Below are 16432 nucleotides of genomic sequence, written 5' to 3'. Positions count from 1 at the left end.
TGGACAACGGTAGTGGCTTTCGAAAGGTTGCGCCAAACACACGTTCGAGTGAAAAAGGGATAAAAGTCTGTCGCGTGCTCTCGGTCAGGTGTATGTGCGAGAACAATGTGCCAGGTCCGGGCGGGCCGGCCCGCAGGGTGGGCGGACGCCCCCGCCCGGGGCGGGGCCGGGCGCCCGTCCGGGGCCGTCGGGAGGGACCCGCGATCCCGGCCGCCGCGCCGTTCCCGTAACCTCTGATGCGGCCGCTACGCTGCCTGCCGGTCGCCCGTCACGGGCGACACGCGGTAGGGCCGAATGCGGGACCAAACCCAAGATCTAGTGGTTGGATTGCTCCGGCCACCCAGAGGTTGTGGTCCTCGGTCGATCGAGGGTGTGGCCATCGCCTATGCTTGTGACAGCTTCGAAGGGCCCCGGCGGGTCCTGGTGAGGCTATTCAGTCGTGCTGTGAAGGAGGGTTCGGAGCCATGCACTGCCCCTTCTGCAGGCACCCCGACAGCCGGGTCGTTGACAGTCGCACCACCGATGACGGCACGTCGATCCGGCGCCGTCGCCAGTGTCCCGACTGTGCCCGCCGTTTCACGACGGTGGAGACCTGTTCGCTGATGGTGGTGAAGCGCAGCGGTGTGACCGAGCCCTTCAGTCGGACCAAGGTCATCTCCGGGGTGCGCAAGGCGTGCCAGGGGCGGCCGGTCACCGAGGACGCCCTCGCCAAGCTCGGCCAGCGGGTCGAGGAGGCGGTACGGGCCACCGGGAGCGCCGAGCTGACCACGCACGACGTGGGCCTGGCCATCCTCGGCCCCCTGCGGGAACTCGACCTCGTCGCGTACCTGCGCTTCGCGTCCGTGTACCGGGCGTTCGACACACTCGAAGACTTCGAGGCCGCCATCGCGGAACTCCGCGAGTTGCGGCCCTCCACGCAAGAAGGCGGCGGGGCCGCGGAGGTTCCCGTTCCCGCCGGCGCCGCCGACTGATCGGCACCGGCCGGCCGTCGCGATCACGCGAGGCCGGCCGAGGGGCGGCTTCATAGACCTGCTTCGGGCGCCCCGAGTGGCGTTCGAAGCATCAGAGACAGACAGTGCCCGGGAAGTTCTGGGCACTTCAGGGTGTTTTTGCCCACATATGGGAGGCGGCATGACAGAGACGGCGAGCGGCCCGGCACGAGGTTCCCGTACCAAGGGAGCCAAGTCGAGCAAGGGGCTGCGTATCGAGCGCATCCACACCACCCCCGGCGTGCATCCGTACGACGAGGTGGCGTGGGAGCGTCGTGACGTCGTCATGACCAACTGGCGCGACGGCTCGATCAACTTCGAGCAGCGTGGCGTCGAGTTCCCCGACTTCTGGTCGGTGAACGCGGTCAACATCGTCACCAGCAAGTACTTCCGCGGGGCCGTCGGCACCCCGCAGCGCGAGACCGGTCTGCGCCAGCTCATCGACCGGATCGTGAAGACGTACCGCAAGGCCGGCGAGGACTACAGCTACTTCGCCTCCCCCGAGGACGCCGAGATCTTCGAGCACGAGCTGGCGTACGCCCTCCTGCACCAGATCTTCAGCTTCAACTCCCCGGTCTGGTTCAACGTCGGGACGCCCCAGCCGCAGCAGGTCTCCGCCTGCTTCATCCTGTCCGTCGACGACTCCATGGAGTCGATCCTCGACTGGTACAAGGAAGAGGGCATGATCTTCAAGGGCGGCTCCGGCGCCGGCCTGAACCTCTCCCGTATCCGTTCCTCCAAGGAACTGCTCTCCTCCGGCGGCAACGCCTCCGGCCCGGTCTCCTTCATGCGCGGTGCCGACGCCTCCGCCGGAACGATCAAGTCCGGCGGCGCCACCCGGCGCGCGGCCAAGATGGTCATCCTCGACGTCGACCACCCCGACATCGAGAACTTCATCGAGACCAAGGTGAAGGAGGAGGAGAAGATCCGCGCCCTGCGCGACGCGGGCTTCGACATGGACCTGGGCGGCGACGACATCACGTCCGTCCAATACCAGAACGCCAACAACTCGGTCCGGGTCAACGACGAGTTCATGAAGGCCGTCGAGTCCGGCGGCACGTTCGGTCTGCGCGCCCGCATGACCGGCGAGGTCATCGAGGAGGTCGACGCCAAGTCGCTCTTCCGCAAGATGGCCGAGGCCGCCTGGGCCTGCGCCGACCCCGGCATCCAGTACGACGACACGATCAACCACTGGCACACCTGCCCGGAGTCCGGCCGGATCAACGGCTCGAACCCCTGCTCCGAGTACATGCACCTGGACAACACCTCGTGCAACCTCGCCTCGCTGAACCTGATGAAGTTCCTCAAGGACGACGGCAAGGGCAACCAGTCGTTCGACGTCGAGCGCTTCTCCAAGGTCGTCGAGCTGGTCATCACCGCGATGGACATCTCCATCTGCTTCGCCGACTTCCCGACCCAGAAGATCGGTGAGAACACCCGCGCCTTCCGCCAGCTCGGCATCGGCTACGCCAACCTCGGCGCCCTGCTGATGGCGACCGGCCACGCCTACGACAGCGACGGCGGCCGCGCCCTCGCCGGTGCCATCACCTCGCTGATGACCGGTACGTCGTACAAGCGCTCCGCCGAGCTCGCCGCGGTCGTCGGCCCGTACGACGGCTACGCCCGCAACGCCGAGCCGCACCAGCGCGTCATGAAGCAGCACGCCGACGCCAACACGGTCGCCGTCCGCACGGACGACCTGGACAACCCGATCTGGGCCGCCGCGACGGAGGCCTGGCAGGACGTCCTCCGCCTCGGCGCGAAGAACGGTTTCCGCAACGCGCAGGCCTCGGTCATCGCGCCGACCGGCACCATCGGCCTGGCGATGTCCTGCGACACCACCGGCCTGGAGCCCGACCTCGCCCTGGTCAAGTTCAAGAAGCTGGTCGGCGGCGGCTCGATGCAGATCGTCAACGGCACCGTCCCGCAGGCCCTGCGCCGGCTGGGCTACCCGGAGGAGCAGATCGAGGCGGTCGTCGCCCACATCGCCGAGCACGGCAATGTGATCGACGCCCCCGGCCTGAAGACCGAGCACTACGAGGTCTTCGACTGCGCGATGGGCGAGCGCTCCATCTCCGCGATGGGCCACGTCCGCATGATGGCCGCGATCCAGCCGTGGATCTCCGGCGCGCTGTCCAAGACGGTGAACCTGCCGGAGACGGCCACCGTCGAGGACGTCGAGGAGGTCTACTTCGAGGCGTGGAAGATGGGCGTCAAGGCGCTCGCCATCTACCGCGACAACTGCAAGGTCGGCCAGCCCCTCTCCGCGAAGACCAAGGAGAAGGAGAAGGCCGAGGTCACGGCCAAGGCCGAGGAGACCATCCGTACCGCGGTCGAGAAGGTCGTCGAGTACCGTCCGGTCCGCAAGCGCCTCCCCAAGGGCCGTCCCGGCATCACCACCTCCTTCACGGTGGGCGGCGCCGAGGGCTACATGACCGCCAACTCCTACCCGGACGACGGTCTCGGCGAGGTCTTCCTGAAGATGTCCAAGCAGGGCTCCACCCTCGCGGGCATGATGGACGCCTTCTCCATCGCCGTCTCGGTCGGTCTGCAGTACGGCGTGCCGCTGGAGACCTACGTCTCGAAGTTCACCAACATGCGGTTCGAGCCGGCCGGTATGACGGACGACCCGGACGTGCGGATGGCGCAGTCGATCGTCGACTACATCTTCCGCCGTCTCGCGCTGGACTTCCTGCCCTTCGAGACCCGCTCCGCGCTCGGCATCCACTCGGCCGAGGAGCGCCAGCGCCACCTCGACACCGGCTCGTACGAGCCCTCCCTCGACGACGAGGACCTGGACGTCGAGAGCCTGGCCCAGTCGGCCCCGGTGCGCACGGAGCCGCTGAAGGCGGTGGCCCCGGTGCAGGAGGCGGAGAAGCCCGCCCCGAAGACCGCGCACACCTCGGCGGAGCTCGTCGAGATGCAGCTCGGGATCAGCGCGGACGCGCCGCTCTGCTTCTCCTGCGGCACCAAGATGCAGCGTGCCGGTTCCTGCTACATCTGCGAGGGCTGCGGCTCGACCAGCGGTTGCAGCTGATCATCGGAGTACCCCGGTCACCGGGTGAGGAGGGCGTCGGCCAGCGGCCGGCGCCCTCCGGCGTACCCGGACGGTCCGAGGCCCCGACGTTCGCGAGGGGCGACTGTCCGAGCCGTGTGGCACCATCGCGCAGATGACGAGCAGACCCGATGAGGCACAGCGGCTGAGCGACCTCGCGCGGCTGCGCCGCGTCCGCGACCGGATCGACCGCGACTTCGCGCAGCCGCTCGACGTCGAGACGCTGGCCCGTGGCGCGCACATGTCGGCGGGGCATCTGAGTCGCGCCTTCCGGCAGGCGTACGGGGAGTCCCCGTACGGCTACCTGATGACCCGGCGCGTGGAGCGGGCGATGTCCCTGCTGCGCCGCGGCGACCTCGGTGTCACCGAGGTCTGCTTCATGGTCGGCTGCTCGTCGCTGGGCACCTTCAGCACGCGCTTCACCGAGCTGGTGGGCATGGCGCCGAGCACCTACCGGCGCGAGGCCGCGCGGGCCACGGAGGGGATGCCCGCATGTGTGGCGAAGCAGGTCACCAGACCGGTCAGGAATCGAGAAGCGCGGCCACCGGCCCGCGACTAGCGTGCGGTTCCACGCGCACATGAACCTCCCGCCGCACCCGGGGGGTCCCGCCCGACAGATGGAGACACGACCAGCATGGCCAAGAGGACGGACACGGCGGTGCCCGAGCGGCACGCGGCGGACAGTCACGACATGATCCGCGTGCACGGCGCGCGTGTGAACAACCTCAAGGACGTGAGCATCGAGATCCCGAAGCGCCGTCTGACGGTGTTCACGGGTGTCTCCGGCTCGGGCAAGAGCTCACTGGTGTTCGGCACCATCGCGGCCGAGTCGCAGCGGTTGATCAACGAGACGTACAGCGCCTTCGTGCAGGGCTTCATGCCGAGCCTGGCGCGGCCCGAGGTCGATGTGCTCGACGGGCTGACCACCGTGATCACCGTCGACCAGCAGCGCCTCGGCGCCGACCCGCGCTCCACGGTCGGCACCGCCACCGACGCCAACGCGATGCTGCGCATCCTCTTCAGCCGGCTGGGCAAGCCGTACATCGGGTCGCCCCAGGCCTTCTCCTTCAACGTCGCGTCGGTCCAGGCCAGCGGCGCGTTCAAGGTCGACCGGGGCGCCGACCGGACCAGGACCGTCAAGCGGACCTTCAGCCGCACCGGAGGCATGTGCACCCGCTGCGAAGGCCGCGGCACGGTCTCGGACATCGATCTGAGCCAGCTGTACGACGACACCAAGTCGCTCTCCGAGGGCGCGTTCACCATCCCCGGCTGGAAATCGGACAGCTTCTGGACCGTACGGGTCTACGCCGAGTCCGGCTTCCTCGACCCGCACAAGCCGATCCGGGAGTTCACCGAGAAGGAGATGCGCGACTTCCTCCACCGGGAGCCGACCAAGGTGAAGGTCGAGGGCGTCAACCTCACCTACGAGGGACTGCTCCCCAAGATTCAGAAGTCCTTCCTTTCGAAGGACAAGGAGGCATTGCAGCCGCACATCCGCGAGTTCGTGGAGCGGGCCGTCACCTTCACCACGTGCCCCGGGTGCGAGGGCACCCGGCTCAGTGAGGAGGCCCGCTCCTCGAAGATCGGGAAGCTGAGCATCGCCGACGTCTGCGCCTTGCAGATCAGCGACCTGGCCGAGTGGGTGCGCGGCCTCGACGACCCCTCGGTGGCCCCGCTGCTCGCCGCGTTGCAGCGGACCCTGGACTCGTTCGTGGAGATCGGGCTCGGCTACCTCTCGCTGGACCGGCCCTCGGGCACGCTCTCCGGCGGCGAGGCCCAGCGCGTCAAGATGATCCGCCATCTCGGCTCCTCGCTCACCGATGTCACCTATGTCTTCGACGAACCCTCCATCGGCCTGCACCCGCACGACATCCAGCGGATGAACGACCTGCTGCTGAGGCTGCGGGACAAGGGCAACACGGTGCTCGTGGTGGAGCACAAGCCGCAGACGATCGCCATCGCCGACCATGTCGTCGACCTGGGGCCCGGGGCCGGTCCGGGCGGCGGTGCCGTCTGCTTCGAGGGCACCGTCGAGGGGCTGCGCTCCGGCGACACGATCACCGGACGGCACCTCGACGACCGCGCCGCGCTGAAGGACACGGTGCGCGAGCCCACCGGTGCGCTGAGGATCCGGGGGGCGAGGACACACAACCTCCAGGGTGTCGACGTCGACATCCCGCTCGGCGTGCTCACGGTCGTGACCGGTGTCGCGGGGTCCGGCAAGAGCTCGCTCGTGCACGGGTCGATGCCCGGCGGCACGGAGGTGGTCCTGGTCGACCAGAGCGCCATCCGGGGCTCCCGGCGGAGCAACCCGGCGACGTACACCGGGCTGCTCGACCCGATCCGCAAGGCGTTCGCGAAGGCCAACGGAGTGAAGCCCGCGCTGTTCAGCCCCAATTCCGAGGGTGCCTGCCCGGCCTGCAACGGGGCGGGGGTCGTCTACACGGACCTGGCGATGATGGCCGGGGTCGCCACACCCTGCGAGGAGTGCGAGGGGAAGCGGTTCCAGGCGTCGGTGCTCGATCATCTCCTCGGCGGCCGGGACATCAGCGAGGTGCTCGCCATGTCGGTGGCCGAGGCCGAGGAGTTCTTCGCCGAGGGCGAGGCGCGCATCCCGGCGGCACACCGCATCCTGGAGCGGCTCGTGGACGTCGGGCTGGGCTATCTCGGCCTGGGCCAGCCGCTGACCACCCTCTCCGGCGGCGAGCGCCAGCGGCTCAGGCTCGCGACGCACATGGCCGACAAGGGCGGGGTGTACGTGCTCGACGAGCCGACCACCGGACTCCACCTCGCCGACGTGGAGCAGTTGCTCGGCCTGCTGGACCGGCTCGTCGACTCGGGCAAGTCGGTCATCGTCGTCGAGCACCACCAGGCGGTCATGGCGCACGCGGACTGGATCATCGACCTGGGGCCCGGGGCCGGCCACGACGGCGGCCGGATCGTCTTCGAGGGCACCCCGGCCGAGCTGGTGGCCGCCCGCTCCACCCTCACCGGCGAGCACCTGGCGCAGTACGTCGGAGCCTGACGCCCCGCCCGCCGATGCCCCGACCAGGACCTTCGCCCGGGTCGGGGCATCGGCGGAGCCGCGCCGTTCTCGTCGTCACGTGGTGCGTACGGGGCGTCCGGTCGCCGCCTCATGCGTCGGGCGTACGGTTCCCCATCGTCGCGGCGAACGTGCCCGGGGTGCCTTCGAAGCCCCGGACACCGGCGTGGAAGACCCAGGATCCCGAGGCGTCGCGGGCGAATTCGGCCACGACGGCCCCGGTGGCCGAGCCGACCGACGAGAAGTCGTCCTCCGCCAGAACCGTGTAGCCCTCCCGGACCTGCATTCCCGTGCCCGCCACCTCGGCGAACGTCAGGTGTCCGTCGCGCTGTTGGATGGCGACACCGACGAGCACCCGGGAGTACGCGCTCGACACACGGTCCAGCTCCAGCGTCATCTCCTCGTCGAAGCCGAAGCCCTGGCCGGTCCGACTGTCACGGTTGAGGGTGATGGTGCCGTCCGGCGAGCGGCTGTCGAAGTGCACGAGATACGCCGGGTCGCCGTACGGGGCTTCGGCGAGGTAGGTCGCGGCGATGATGTCGAGATCGTGGGCCGGGGATCCCGCAGGGCTGGGGTCCCACTTGAGCCTGATCACGACCTTGTCCACGTCTTTGTTGGGGCTGCTCACACATGCCTCCCGGGCTTCCCGCTGGACCGTCGAACCGTTGACACTGCCCGATCATGTCCGCAACAGGCCGTGGATCCAACCGAATCGGCGCGGAGCGACGTGATCGGGCCACCGGGACGGGCGGGCGCGGCCGGGGTGGGCGCCGGTGGTCAGTGCGGGATCCGGCGCGGCGGCCGCTGCGTGATCTCGTCACGGAACTCCTCGATCACGCTGCTGACCTGACGGATCAGCTGGGTGTGCTCGATCCGGTCGAGATAGTGGCAGTTGCGGGCCACGCCCTCCAGCTCGAAGGCGAAGCAGAGCGTCATCAGCGGGTTGATGAAGAGCTCGCTGCCACGGGTGCGTGAGGTGAACCGGACGTCTCCGAACGCCCCTTGGACGGCGGCGGCGATGGAACCGTTCACGATGCTGGGGTGGTCGGGGGTGTGGTGCTGGGCGTGCGCGACGGCGTCGACGAAGAGCGCGCCCTCGCGCGTCGAACGGGAGACGGAGAACGCGCCGAGGTAGGCGCCGTCGCGTTCGAGCGCGGCCATGTTCTCCAGGACGAGCCCGTGGCTGACCCCGTGGTAGGCGTCGACGCCGAAACCCACGGACACCACGAAGCGCTCCGGTACGTCGAGCGCGTCGAGCGCGGCGACGCTGGTCAGGTCCTCCTCGGGGGTGCCGAGCCCGGATTCGTCGCCGCGCATCAGGATGTCCGTACCGCCGTCGACCAGGACGACCGCGTCGATGTCGTACCGCTCGATCAGCGCCCGGTAGGCGGCGCGCAGGGGTTGTACGCCGACCCGGGAGAAGGCGTGGACCGTGCACGGGTAGCCGTGCAGCTTCAGCCATTGGGCGAGCGTCCGTTCCGGGAAGTACGCCTGGTGCGGGGCGGTTTCGGGAGTGATCGCGGCGACGTCGGGGGCGAGCCAGGACGCGGAGGGAAGTCCCGCGAGGGTGCTGAACGACAGATTGGCGAGCTGTACCTGCTTGCCCTGGTGGAACAGCGAGAGCGCGAGGGGAAGCCCCGCGTAGATGTCGAAACCTCCGCCGGCCCCCGCGACGAGGACGCGCTCCGCGGATTCGAGCCGGGAGAACAGGGGGTTGGTGTGCAACGAGGACATGGAGGTCATTCTGCGGTCCGCGGCGGCCGGTTCGGGAGGTTGCTCCGTCCGGCAGTGACCCGTACCACGTCCGGCGCCGTACGATGACTTGGTGCTGGTGAAGTGGATTCGTTGCACCGTGATGGACCGTCGAGGCTTCGAGCGGGGGCAGCGGGAGTGGGCGGGGCTGCTCGGTGAGCCCGGATTCCGGGGGCAGGGCGGCGGATGGAGCCGCCTCCACCCGGAGGTCGCCCATGTCTTCTCCTTCTGGGACAGCCGTGTCTTCTACGACTCGTTCATGGCGCGGGCGCACGACGCCCTGGCGGCCGAGCAGTCCGGTACGTACAACGCCGCACAGGTCAAGCTCTTCGAGCACCGCTTCGACGTGAAGACGGGGTTCGAACCGCGGTTCACCGACGCCGATGTGGTCCGGGTGGCGCACAGCCGGGTGCGTGAGGACCGGGTGGAGCACTTCGCGCTGATGCAGGAGAGGGTGTGGAACCCGGCGATGGCCGGGTCCCCGGGCATGCTGCGCGGGGTGTTCGGAGAGGCGCCGGGGCGGGAGTTCCTCGTGCTGTCGATGTGGCAGTCGAGCGCCGAGCGCGGCAAGTACCGGGCCGGGAGCATCGAACGGCTGACGCAGCGGGCGCAGACCGAGGACGATGTGGCGGAGCTGGCGGGCGACGTCGTCCAGCTCGAACCGTCGTGGACGGTCTGACGGGTGGAACGGCTGCGGGCCGTGTGACCGGCCGGGGCCGTGCCGGTTCGGCGGGACCGGTGAGCCGGGGGCTCCGCTCCGGGCCCATCAGGTCGATTTCGCCGGTGAGTTGAAGACTCCGGCACGGGCGGCCGCCAGGGTCGCCGCCGCGGACCGGTCGGCCAGCTCGGTCCCGACCGGCTCGCGGGTGATGAACAACCCGAGGAACAGGGGCGATACCACCGCTCTGACCAGCGCCCCCGCGTCCGTGCCCCGGTCCAGCTCCTGCCGGGCGACGGCGCGCGCGACGACGGCTTCGCAGCGGCTGAACCGCTCGCGGTAGAAGGCGCGCAGCGCCTCGGCGGCGCGCTCGGACTGGAAGGCCGCGGCGATGAACGCGGTGGGCGCGGCCGCCGCGGCCGGGTCCGCGAAGGAAGCGGCCGTCGTCCGGGCCAGGGCGCGGAGATCCCCTTCCAGCGATCCGGTGTCGGGTGGGGTCCAGCTGTCCTCGCCGGCCAGGTCGAGGGCGTCGGCGACCAGCCCTTCGAGGTTCCCCCAGCGGCGGTAGAGAGTCGTCTTGTGGACGCCGGAATGCTCCGCGACGTACTCGATGGTGAGCCCGGGATAGCCGTGCTCGGCCAGACCTGTGAGGACCGCGTCGCGCACCGCGGCCCGGGTGCGGGCCGTCCTTCCCCCGGGGCGGCGGGTGCCGGGGGCCGCAGGGTCGGCTGTCGTGGCGGTCTCGGCGGGGGGTGGGGGCGTCGGCACCTCCCCCGCGGCGGGCGGGGTGGCTTCGGGGGTTCGTCGCTCATTCAATTGCTACTCCAGTTGCGTTAGTGGTTCCCAGTGTGCCACACTCGCTTTAACGCAACAAGATGTGCATTAGTTTGGAGGTGTTCTTGTGCCCACCCAGATCGCTCTGCGCGGGGTGACCCTGTCCCGTGGTGACAGGCTCCTGCTCGACGACGTGTCACTGACCGTGCGCCCGGGGGAGCGGATCGGCATCGTCGGGGAGAACGGGGCGGGGAAGACGACCCTGCTCCGGGTCCTCGCGGGGCTCGAACCCCCTGACTCCGGGCGTGCGTTCACCGCTGCCGCCCGCGGCGCCGGGCTGCTGCCGCAGACCCCTGGACTGCCGCCCGGACGCACGGTCCGGGACACCGTCGACGACGCGCTCGCGGAACTGCGCGCGATGGAAGAGGAGTTGCGGGCGGCCGAGGCCTCGCTCGGCGAGGCGGACGGTCCCGGGCTCGCCGCGTACGGGGAGCTGCTCACCGCCTTCGAGCTGCGCGGGGGATACGAGGCCGATGCCCGCGTCGACAGGGCGATGCACGGCCTGGGCCTCGCGCACATAGGGCATTCGAGGAAGCTCGGCAGTCTCTCCGGCGGGGAGCAGGCGAGACTGGGTCTGGCCTGTCTGATGGCCGCCCGCCCCGAGGTGATGCTGCTCGACGAACCCACCAACCATCTGGACGAGGCCGCGCTCGACTGGTTGGAGGGCGAGCTGTGCGCCCACCCCGGCACGGTGATCGCCGTGTCCCACGACCGGACGTTCCTGGAGCGTGTCGCCACCGCGATCCTGGAGGTGGACGCCGACCGGCGGACGGTCGTGCGCTACGGCGGGGGCTACGACGGATTCCGCGCCGAGCGGCGCGCCGCGCGGCAGCGCTGGGAGCAGTCCTACGCCCAGTGGTGCGAGGAGACCGGGCGGTTGGAGGAGTACGCGGCGACGACGGCCCACGGCATCGCCACGGGCCGCCCCATCAGGGACAACAACAAAATGGCGTACGACCGCGCCGGCGGCCGGGTCCAGGCCTCGGTCTCCGGCCGGGTCCGCAACGCGCGCAAGCGACTGGACCGGCTGCGGGCACACCCCGTACCCAGACCGCCCGACCCCCTCGCGTTCTCCGTCCTGCCGACGGCCGGTGCCACCGGGGGCGAGCTGGTCTCCCTGACGGACGTGCGGGTGGGTGACCGGCTCGCGGTCGAGCGGCTCTCCGTGACAGCGAGTGACAGACTCCTGATCCGGGGCGGCAACGGCGCGGGAAAGTCCACGCTGCTCCGGGTCATGGCCGGAGTGATCGAACCGGACGAGGGCCGCGTGTCCCGCCGGGGCGCGATCGGCTACCTCGCCCAGGAGATCCCGGTGCACCGGCCGGCGGAGCCCGTGCTCGCGGCCTTCGGCCGGGGTCTGCCGCTCACCGAGGACGAGCAGGCCGACCTGATCCTCTCGTACGGGCTGTTCCGTTCCCGTGATCTCCGGGTGCCGGTCGGATCGCTCTCGGCCGGCCAGCGCAGACGACTGGCCCTCGCCCGTCTCCTGGCCCGCCCGGCGGATCTGCTGCTGCTCGACGAACCGGCGAACCACCTGGCGCTCGGACTCGTACAGGAACTGGAGGAGGCGCTGACGCACTGGACGGGCGCGCTGGTCGTGGTCTCGCACGACCGGCGGCTGCGCCACCGCTTCACCGGCGACATCATCCGGATGGAGGCGGGCCGGCCGCTCGACAGAACCCCGGCCCCCCGCCCGTCGGGGCGACACCCCCTAGGGTCGGGTACATGGCACGACCGCAACGCATTGTCCTCGTCCGGCACGGGGAGTCCGAGGGCAACGCCGACGACACGGTGTACGAGCGCGAACCCGACCACGCGCTGAGGCTCACCTCGGCCGGGCGCAGGCAGGCCAGGGAGACGGGTGCCGGGCTGCGCGAGCTGTTCGCGGGCGAGCGGGTCAGTGTCTACGTCTCGCCCTACCGCCGCACCCATGAGACCTTCCGCGCCCTCGACCTGGACCTGGAGCGGGTACGGGTGCGCGAAGAACCGCGCCTGCGCGAGCAGGACTGGGGCAACTGGCAGGACCGGGACGACGTACGCCTGCAGAAGGCGTACCGGGACGCGTACGGCCACTTCTTCTACCGCTTCGCCCAGGGCGAGTCCGGGGCCGATGTGTACGACCGGGTGGGGGCCTTCCTGGAGAGCCTGCACCGCAGCTTCGAGGCCCCCGACCATCCGGAGAACGTCCTGCTGGTCACGCACGGCCTGACCATGCGTCTGTTCTGCATGCGCTGGTTCCACTGGTCGGTCGCCGAGTTCGAATCACTGTCCAACCCGGGCAACGGGGAGACCCGGACGCTGACCCTCGGAGCGGACGGGCGCTACACCCTTGACCGGCCGTTCGAGCGCTGGCGAACCCCTGAGCCGTACGGCATCACCGGATAGAGTAGGAAGGCGATGACAACCGCTGAATCGGCCTCCGGCCAACGTTTCGAACGAGCCCTCGCCAGTCTGCGCGGGCTCTGTGTGGGAGACGCGCTGGGCTCCCAGTTCTTCGTCCCCGCCAACTACCCGCTGCTCAAGCAGCGGACCCTCCCGCCCGCTCCCTGGCAGTGGACGGACGACACCGAGATGGCGTGCTCGGTACTGGCCGTCCTGGCACGGCACGAACGGATCGACCAGGACGCGCTCGCCCGCTCCTTCGCCGACCACCACGACTTCGACCGCGGGTACGGCCCGGCCGTGAACCGCCTGCTCAGACTGGTCAGGGAGGGCGAGGACTGGCGGGAGCTGGCGTCCGCGCTCTTCAACGGCCAGGGCTCGTGGGGCAACGGCTCGGCGATGCGCATCGCCCCGCTCGGCGCCTGGTACGCCGACGACCCGGAGCAGGCCACGCACCAGGCCGAGATCTCCTCGTACACCACGCACCAGCACCGCGAGGCGGTGATGGGGGCGATGGCCGTCGCCGCGGCCGCCGCACTGGCCGCGGCACCGGCCGGACCGCCCACCCCCGGTGAGCTGCTCGACGGCGTCATCGCCCTCGTCCCGCGCAGCGCCGTCGGCGCCGGGCTGCGCCGTGCCCGCGACATGCTCGACTACGACGACACCGGGACGGTCGCGGCGGTGCTCGGCAACGGCCGCCGCACCAGCGCGCACGACACCGTCCCGTTCGCCCTCTGGTCGGCCGCGCGGAACCTCGGCGACTTCGAGCAGGGCTTCTGGGCGACCGCACAGGCCGGCGGGGACGTCGACACGACCTGCGCGATCGTCGGCGGTGTCGTCGCCGCGGGCAGCGCGGGCGCACCACCCGCCGACTGGACGGCGCGGACCGAGGAACTGCCGGACTGGCTCCTTCGGTAGGACGGCCCCGGGCACCGGCCCGGGGCGGGCGGACGCGGACACCGGCCGCGCCGCCGACTGTCACGGTACGGACACAGCTCTCCCGTCCCCGGTTCCCGGCAGTGGGGGAGGGCTACTCTTTCGGCCACGCCGCCGCCGATGATCATCCAGACAGGCGCGCGCCGAAGAGAGAGGCCGGGGTGCCCCAGCCGCCGCCCTGCACGACGCGCGTTCGGGGCGATGCGCGCGGTTCCCCGGCGGGGGAGGATTCCCATGTCCGAACACGTATCCCCGGAGCCCGGGGTGTCCCAGGGCTCCGGCCCGTCCGGCCCGCCGGACGGAACCGGAACACCCGGGCCCGGAGCGGCGCCGGGGACGCCGTCCGAACTCCCCGGTGCCGGGGTCGAACCGCCGAAGGTACCGGCGTACGCCCAGCGCAACGGGCCACAGCAGTACCCGGCGAACCCCTGGCAGCGCCCCGGCGCGCAGCCCCGTCCCTCCACGCTGTCGACGCTGCGCCCGGCCGAGCCCGCCGCCATCGGCACGGCAACGCTCTGCTGCGCCGTCGTCACCGCACTGCTCAGCGCCCTGCTGCTGGGCGACGGCCTCGGGGTGAACGCGCTGATCGTCGCGGTCCCGGCGGCGCTCGGGGCCTTCTTCGCGGTGCGGCCGACCGGCCGACGCCTGCGCCCCTGGACGGCCTTCTGGGCACTCGGCGGACTGGCGCTGCTCGCCGTACCGGCGCTCCGGGACGCCGGCTGGCCGGTCTTCCTGGCCGTGGTGTCGGCCGTCGCGCTCGGCTCCCTCGCCCTGCACGGCAGCCGCGGCTGGCTCGGTGTCTTCCTCGGCTCGCTGGGGCTGTTCTGCGCCGTCGCCGACGGGCTGGCCTGGGGCGGGCGCGGCGTGCGTGCCCGGATGAACGGCCCCCGGAAGCGGCTGGGCGGCGTGGTCCGCAGCGTGGGAGTCGCCGTCGTCCTCCTCGTCGTGTTCGGCGCGCTGTTCGCGAGCGCCGACGCCGCCTTCGCCGATGTGCTCGGCAACCTGATACCCGACGTGTCGGTCAGCGACAGCCCGTGGCGGCTGCTCCTCTTCATGACCGGCCTGGTCGGCGCACTCGCCGCCGGGTACGCCGCGGCCGCGCCCGTGCGCTGGGACGGCATCGCGGTACGCCCCGGAAAGGCTCGCGGACGGCTGGAATGGGCCCTGCCGCTCATCGTGCTGAACCTCCTGTTCGCCGTCTTCGTCGCCGTCCAGCTCACCGTGCTGCTCGGCGGGTACGACAAGGTGATGGCCGAGACAGACCTCAGCTACTCCGCCTACGCCCGGCAGGGCTTCTGGCAGCTCCTCTGGGCCACCGTGCTCACCCTGCTGGTGATCGCGCTCGCACTGCGCTGGGCCCCGCGCGGGCGGGGTGGCGACCGGACGCTGGTGCGGTCCGTGCTCGGAGCGCTGTGCCTGCTCACCCTGACCGTCGTGGCCTCCGCGCTGCGGAGGATGGACCTCTACGTCGACGCCTACGGCCTGACCCGGCTGCGCATCTCCGTGGCCGCCGTGGAGCTCTGGCTGGGCGTGGTGATCGTCCTGATCATGGCCGCCGGGTTCTTCGGTGCCCGCATGCTGCCGCGTGCCGTCGCCGCGAGCGCCGCCGTGGGCGTCCTCGCGTTCGGGCTGCTCTCGCCGGACGGGCTGATAGCGGAGCAGAACGTCCAGCGGTACCGCGCCGACCACGCGATCGACATCGACTACCTCAGCGGCCTGTCGGCGGACGCCGTACCGGCCCTGGACACGCTGCCCGAGCCCCTGCGTTCCTGTGCGCTCCGCGACATCGAGCGCACGCTGAACGACGACGAGGCCCCCTGGTACGCCACCAGCTGGGGCGAGGCAAGGGCCCGGGACATCCTGAGCAAGCGGAGCGTCCACAGCACGGAGGAGTCCTGCGCCCCGTGGCGCACCGGGGACGGACGCGATGGCGACCCGAGCGATCCGTACGACCCCTACGACCCGTACTGACGGCCCCGGGGTGTCGCCGAAGTCCCCGTCGGCGTACGCTGACAGGCGCCATGCCGTACGAACCACCCACGCACACCGTCGAGCGCTCACTGCGCGCCACCACCGGTGCCAGGACCGTCGCCGGTGTCGACGAGGTCGGACGCGGAGCATGGGCGGGGCCGGTCACCGTGTGCGCGGCTGTCACCGGCCTGCGTCGGCCTCCCGCCGGACTCACCGACTCCAAGCTGATCAGCCCCAAGCGCCGCGCGGAGCTGGCACCCGTGCTGGAGAGCTGGGTCACCGCGTTCGGCCTCGGCGACGCCTCCCCGCAGGAGATCGACGAGCTCGGGATGACGGCCGCGCTGCGCCTGGCCGCCATACGTGCGCTGGAGGCCCTGCCGGTGCGGCCGGACGCGGTGATCCTCGACGGCAAGCACGACTACCTGGGACAGCCGTGGAAGGTCCGCACCGTGATCAAAGGCGACCAGTCCTGCATCGCGGTCGCGGCCGCCTCGGTGATCGCGAAGGTCCACCGGGACACGATGATGGCCGAACTGGGCGCGGAGACCGGCGAGTACACGGACTTCGCCTTCGGGGCGAACGCCGGATACCCGTCCCCCGTGCACCGGGCCGCGCTGGAGGAGCGGGGGCCGACACCCCACCACCGGCTTTCGTGGTCCTATCTCGACGCGCTGCCCAGGTGGCGGCACCTCAAGAAGGTCCGTTTCTCCGCCGAGGCGGCTGCACTGGAAAGCGGGGGCCAGCTCGGCTTCGACTTCTGATCGCGCAAGTGCCCACCCGCCGATGCCCGCCGCACCGGCGTTTGATAGACA

Annotated in this window: 13 protein-coding genes; 10 read left to right on the top strand and 3 right to left on the bottom strand. The window is 70.7% G+C overall.

The features are described from left to right. The first annotated feature begins 464 nt into the window (after positions 1-464). The 4 genes from nrdR to ACWC97_RS11175 all read left to right on the top strand — a co-directional run bounded on the left by nrdR (position 465) and on the right by ACWC97_RS11175 (position 7069). Positions 465-971 (top strand): transcriptional regulator NrdR, encoded by a 507-nt coding sequence (nrdR, locus tag ACWC97_RS11190; protein WP_352279523.1) that lies wholly within the window; start codon positions 465-467, stop codon positions 969-971. A 160-nt stretch (positions 972-1131) separates the two neighbouring features. After that, positions 1132-4026 (top strand): vitamin B12-dependent ribonucleotide reductase, encoded by a 2895-nt coding sequence (locus ACWC97_RS11185; protein WP_450648756.1) that lies wholly within the window; start codon positions 1132-1134, stop codon positions 4024-4026. Between the two features lie 133 nt (positions 4027-4159). Beyond that, positions 4160-4603, top strand: coding sequence for a helix-turn-helix transcriptional regulator (locus ACWC97_RS11180; RefSeq protein WP_450648755.1), 444 nt, complete (start codon positions 4160-4162; stop codon positions 4601-4603). 75 nt (positions 4604-4678) lie between these two features. Then, complete coding sequence (locus ACWC97_RS11175) at positions 4679-7069, top strand: ATP-binding cassette domain-containing protein (protein WP_450648753.1); 2391 nt, start codon at positions 4679-4681, stop codon at positions 7067-7069. A 109-nt stretch (positions 7070-7178) separates the two neighbouring features. On the opposite strand, the gene ACWC97_RS11170 is transcribed toward ACWC97_RS11175, so the two are convergent. Both ACWC97_RS11170 and ACWC97_RS11165 read right to left on the bottom strand, forming a co-directional pair. Then, complete coding sequence (locus ACWC97_RS11170) at positions 7179-7715, bottom strand: TerD family protein (protein ID WP_450648751.1); 537 nt, start codon at positions 7713-7715, stop codon at positions 7179-7181. A gap of 149 nt (positions 7716-7864) precedes the next feature. Beyond that, positions 7865-8821, bottom strand: coding sequence for a DUF1152 domain-containing protein (locus ACWC97_RS11165; RefSeq protein WP_450648749.1), 957 nt, complete (start codon positions 8819-8821; stop codon positions 7865-7867). A 91-nt stretch (positions 8822-8912) separates the two neighbouring features. On the opposite strand from ACWC97_RS11165, the gene ACWC97_RS11160 reads away from it, so the two are divergent. Next, positions 8913-9518 (top strand): YdbC family protein, encoded by a 606-nt coding sequence (locus ACWC97_RS11160; protein WP_352279515.1) that lies wholly within the window; start codon positions 8913-8915, stop codon positions 9516-9518. Positions 9519-9605: 87 nt separating this feature from the next. Here the strand turns inward: ACWC97_RS11160 and ACWC97_RS11155 are convergent, their stop codons facing one another. Beyond that, the gene (locus tag ACWC97_RS11155) at positions 9606-10265 is read right to left on the bottom strand and encodes a TetR/AcrR family transcriptional regulator (RefSeq protein WP_450648820.1); all 660 of its coding nucleotides are present in this window, start codon (positions 10263-10265) and stop codon (positions 9606-9608) included. Between the two features lie 133 nt (positions 10266-10398). On the opposite strand from ACWC97_RS11155, the gene ACWC97_RS11150 reads away from it, so the two are divergent. From ACWC97_RS11150 to ACWC97_RS11130, 5 genes are all read left to right on the top strand, one after another. Continuing rightward, on the top strand, positions 10399-12153 hold the full coding sequence (locus ACWC97_RS11150; protein ID WP_450648747.1) for an ABC-F family ATP-binding cassette domain-containing protein: 1755 nt from the start codon (positions 10399-10401) through the stop codon (positions 12151-12153). After that, positions 12057-12716: a histidine phosphatase family protein gene (locus tag ACWC97_RS11145; RefSeq protein WP_392280946.1), complete on the top strand. Its 660-nt coding sequence runs from the start codon at positions 12057-12059 to the stop codon at positions 12714-12716. Before ACWC97_RS11150 ends, ACWC97_RS11145 begins: the two co-directional genes overlap by 97 nt. 12 nt (positions 12717-12728) lie before the next feature. Continuing rightward, complete coding sequence (locus tag ACWC97_RS11140) at positions 12729-13631, top strand: ADP-ribosylglycohydrolase family protein (RefSeq protein WP_352279510.1); 903 nt, start codon at positions 12729-12731, stop codon at positions 13629-13631. Positions 13632-13883: 252 nt separating this feature from the next. Further along, a complete protein-coding gene (locus ACWC97_RS11135; RefSeq protein ID WP_450648744.1) occupies positions 13884-15620 on the top strand; it encodes a DUF4153 domain-containing protein in 1737 nt (578 codons plus the stop codon). Positions 15621-15670: 50 nt separating this feature from the next. Beyond that, positions 15671-16381 carry a ribonuclease HII gene (locus tag ACWC97_RS11130; protein WP_385205381.1) on the top strand — a complete coding sequence of 237 codons (711 nt, stop codon included), beginning with the start codon at positions 15671-15673 and terminating at the stop codon, positions 16379-16381. Positions 16382-16432 lie beyond the last annotated feature (51 nt).

It is taken from the genome of Streptomyces sp. NPDC001108, assembly GCF_053598535.1.
Note: the sequence above shows the minus strand (reverse complement) of the source record. Positions and strands in the feature narration are given on the sequence as shown.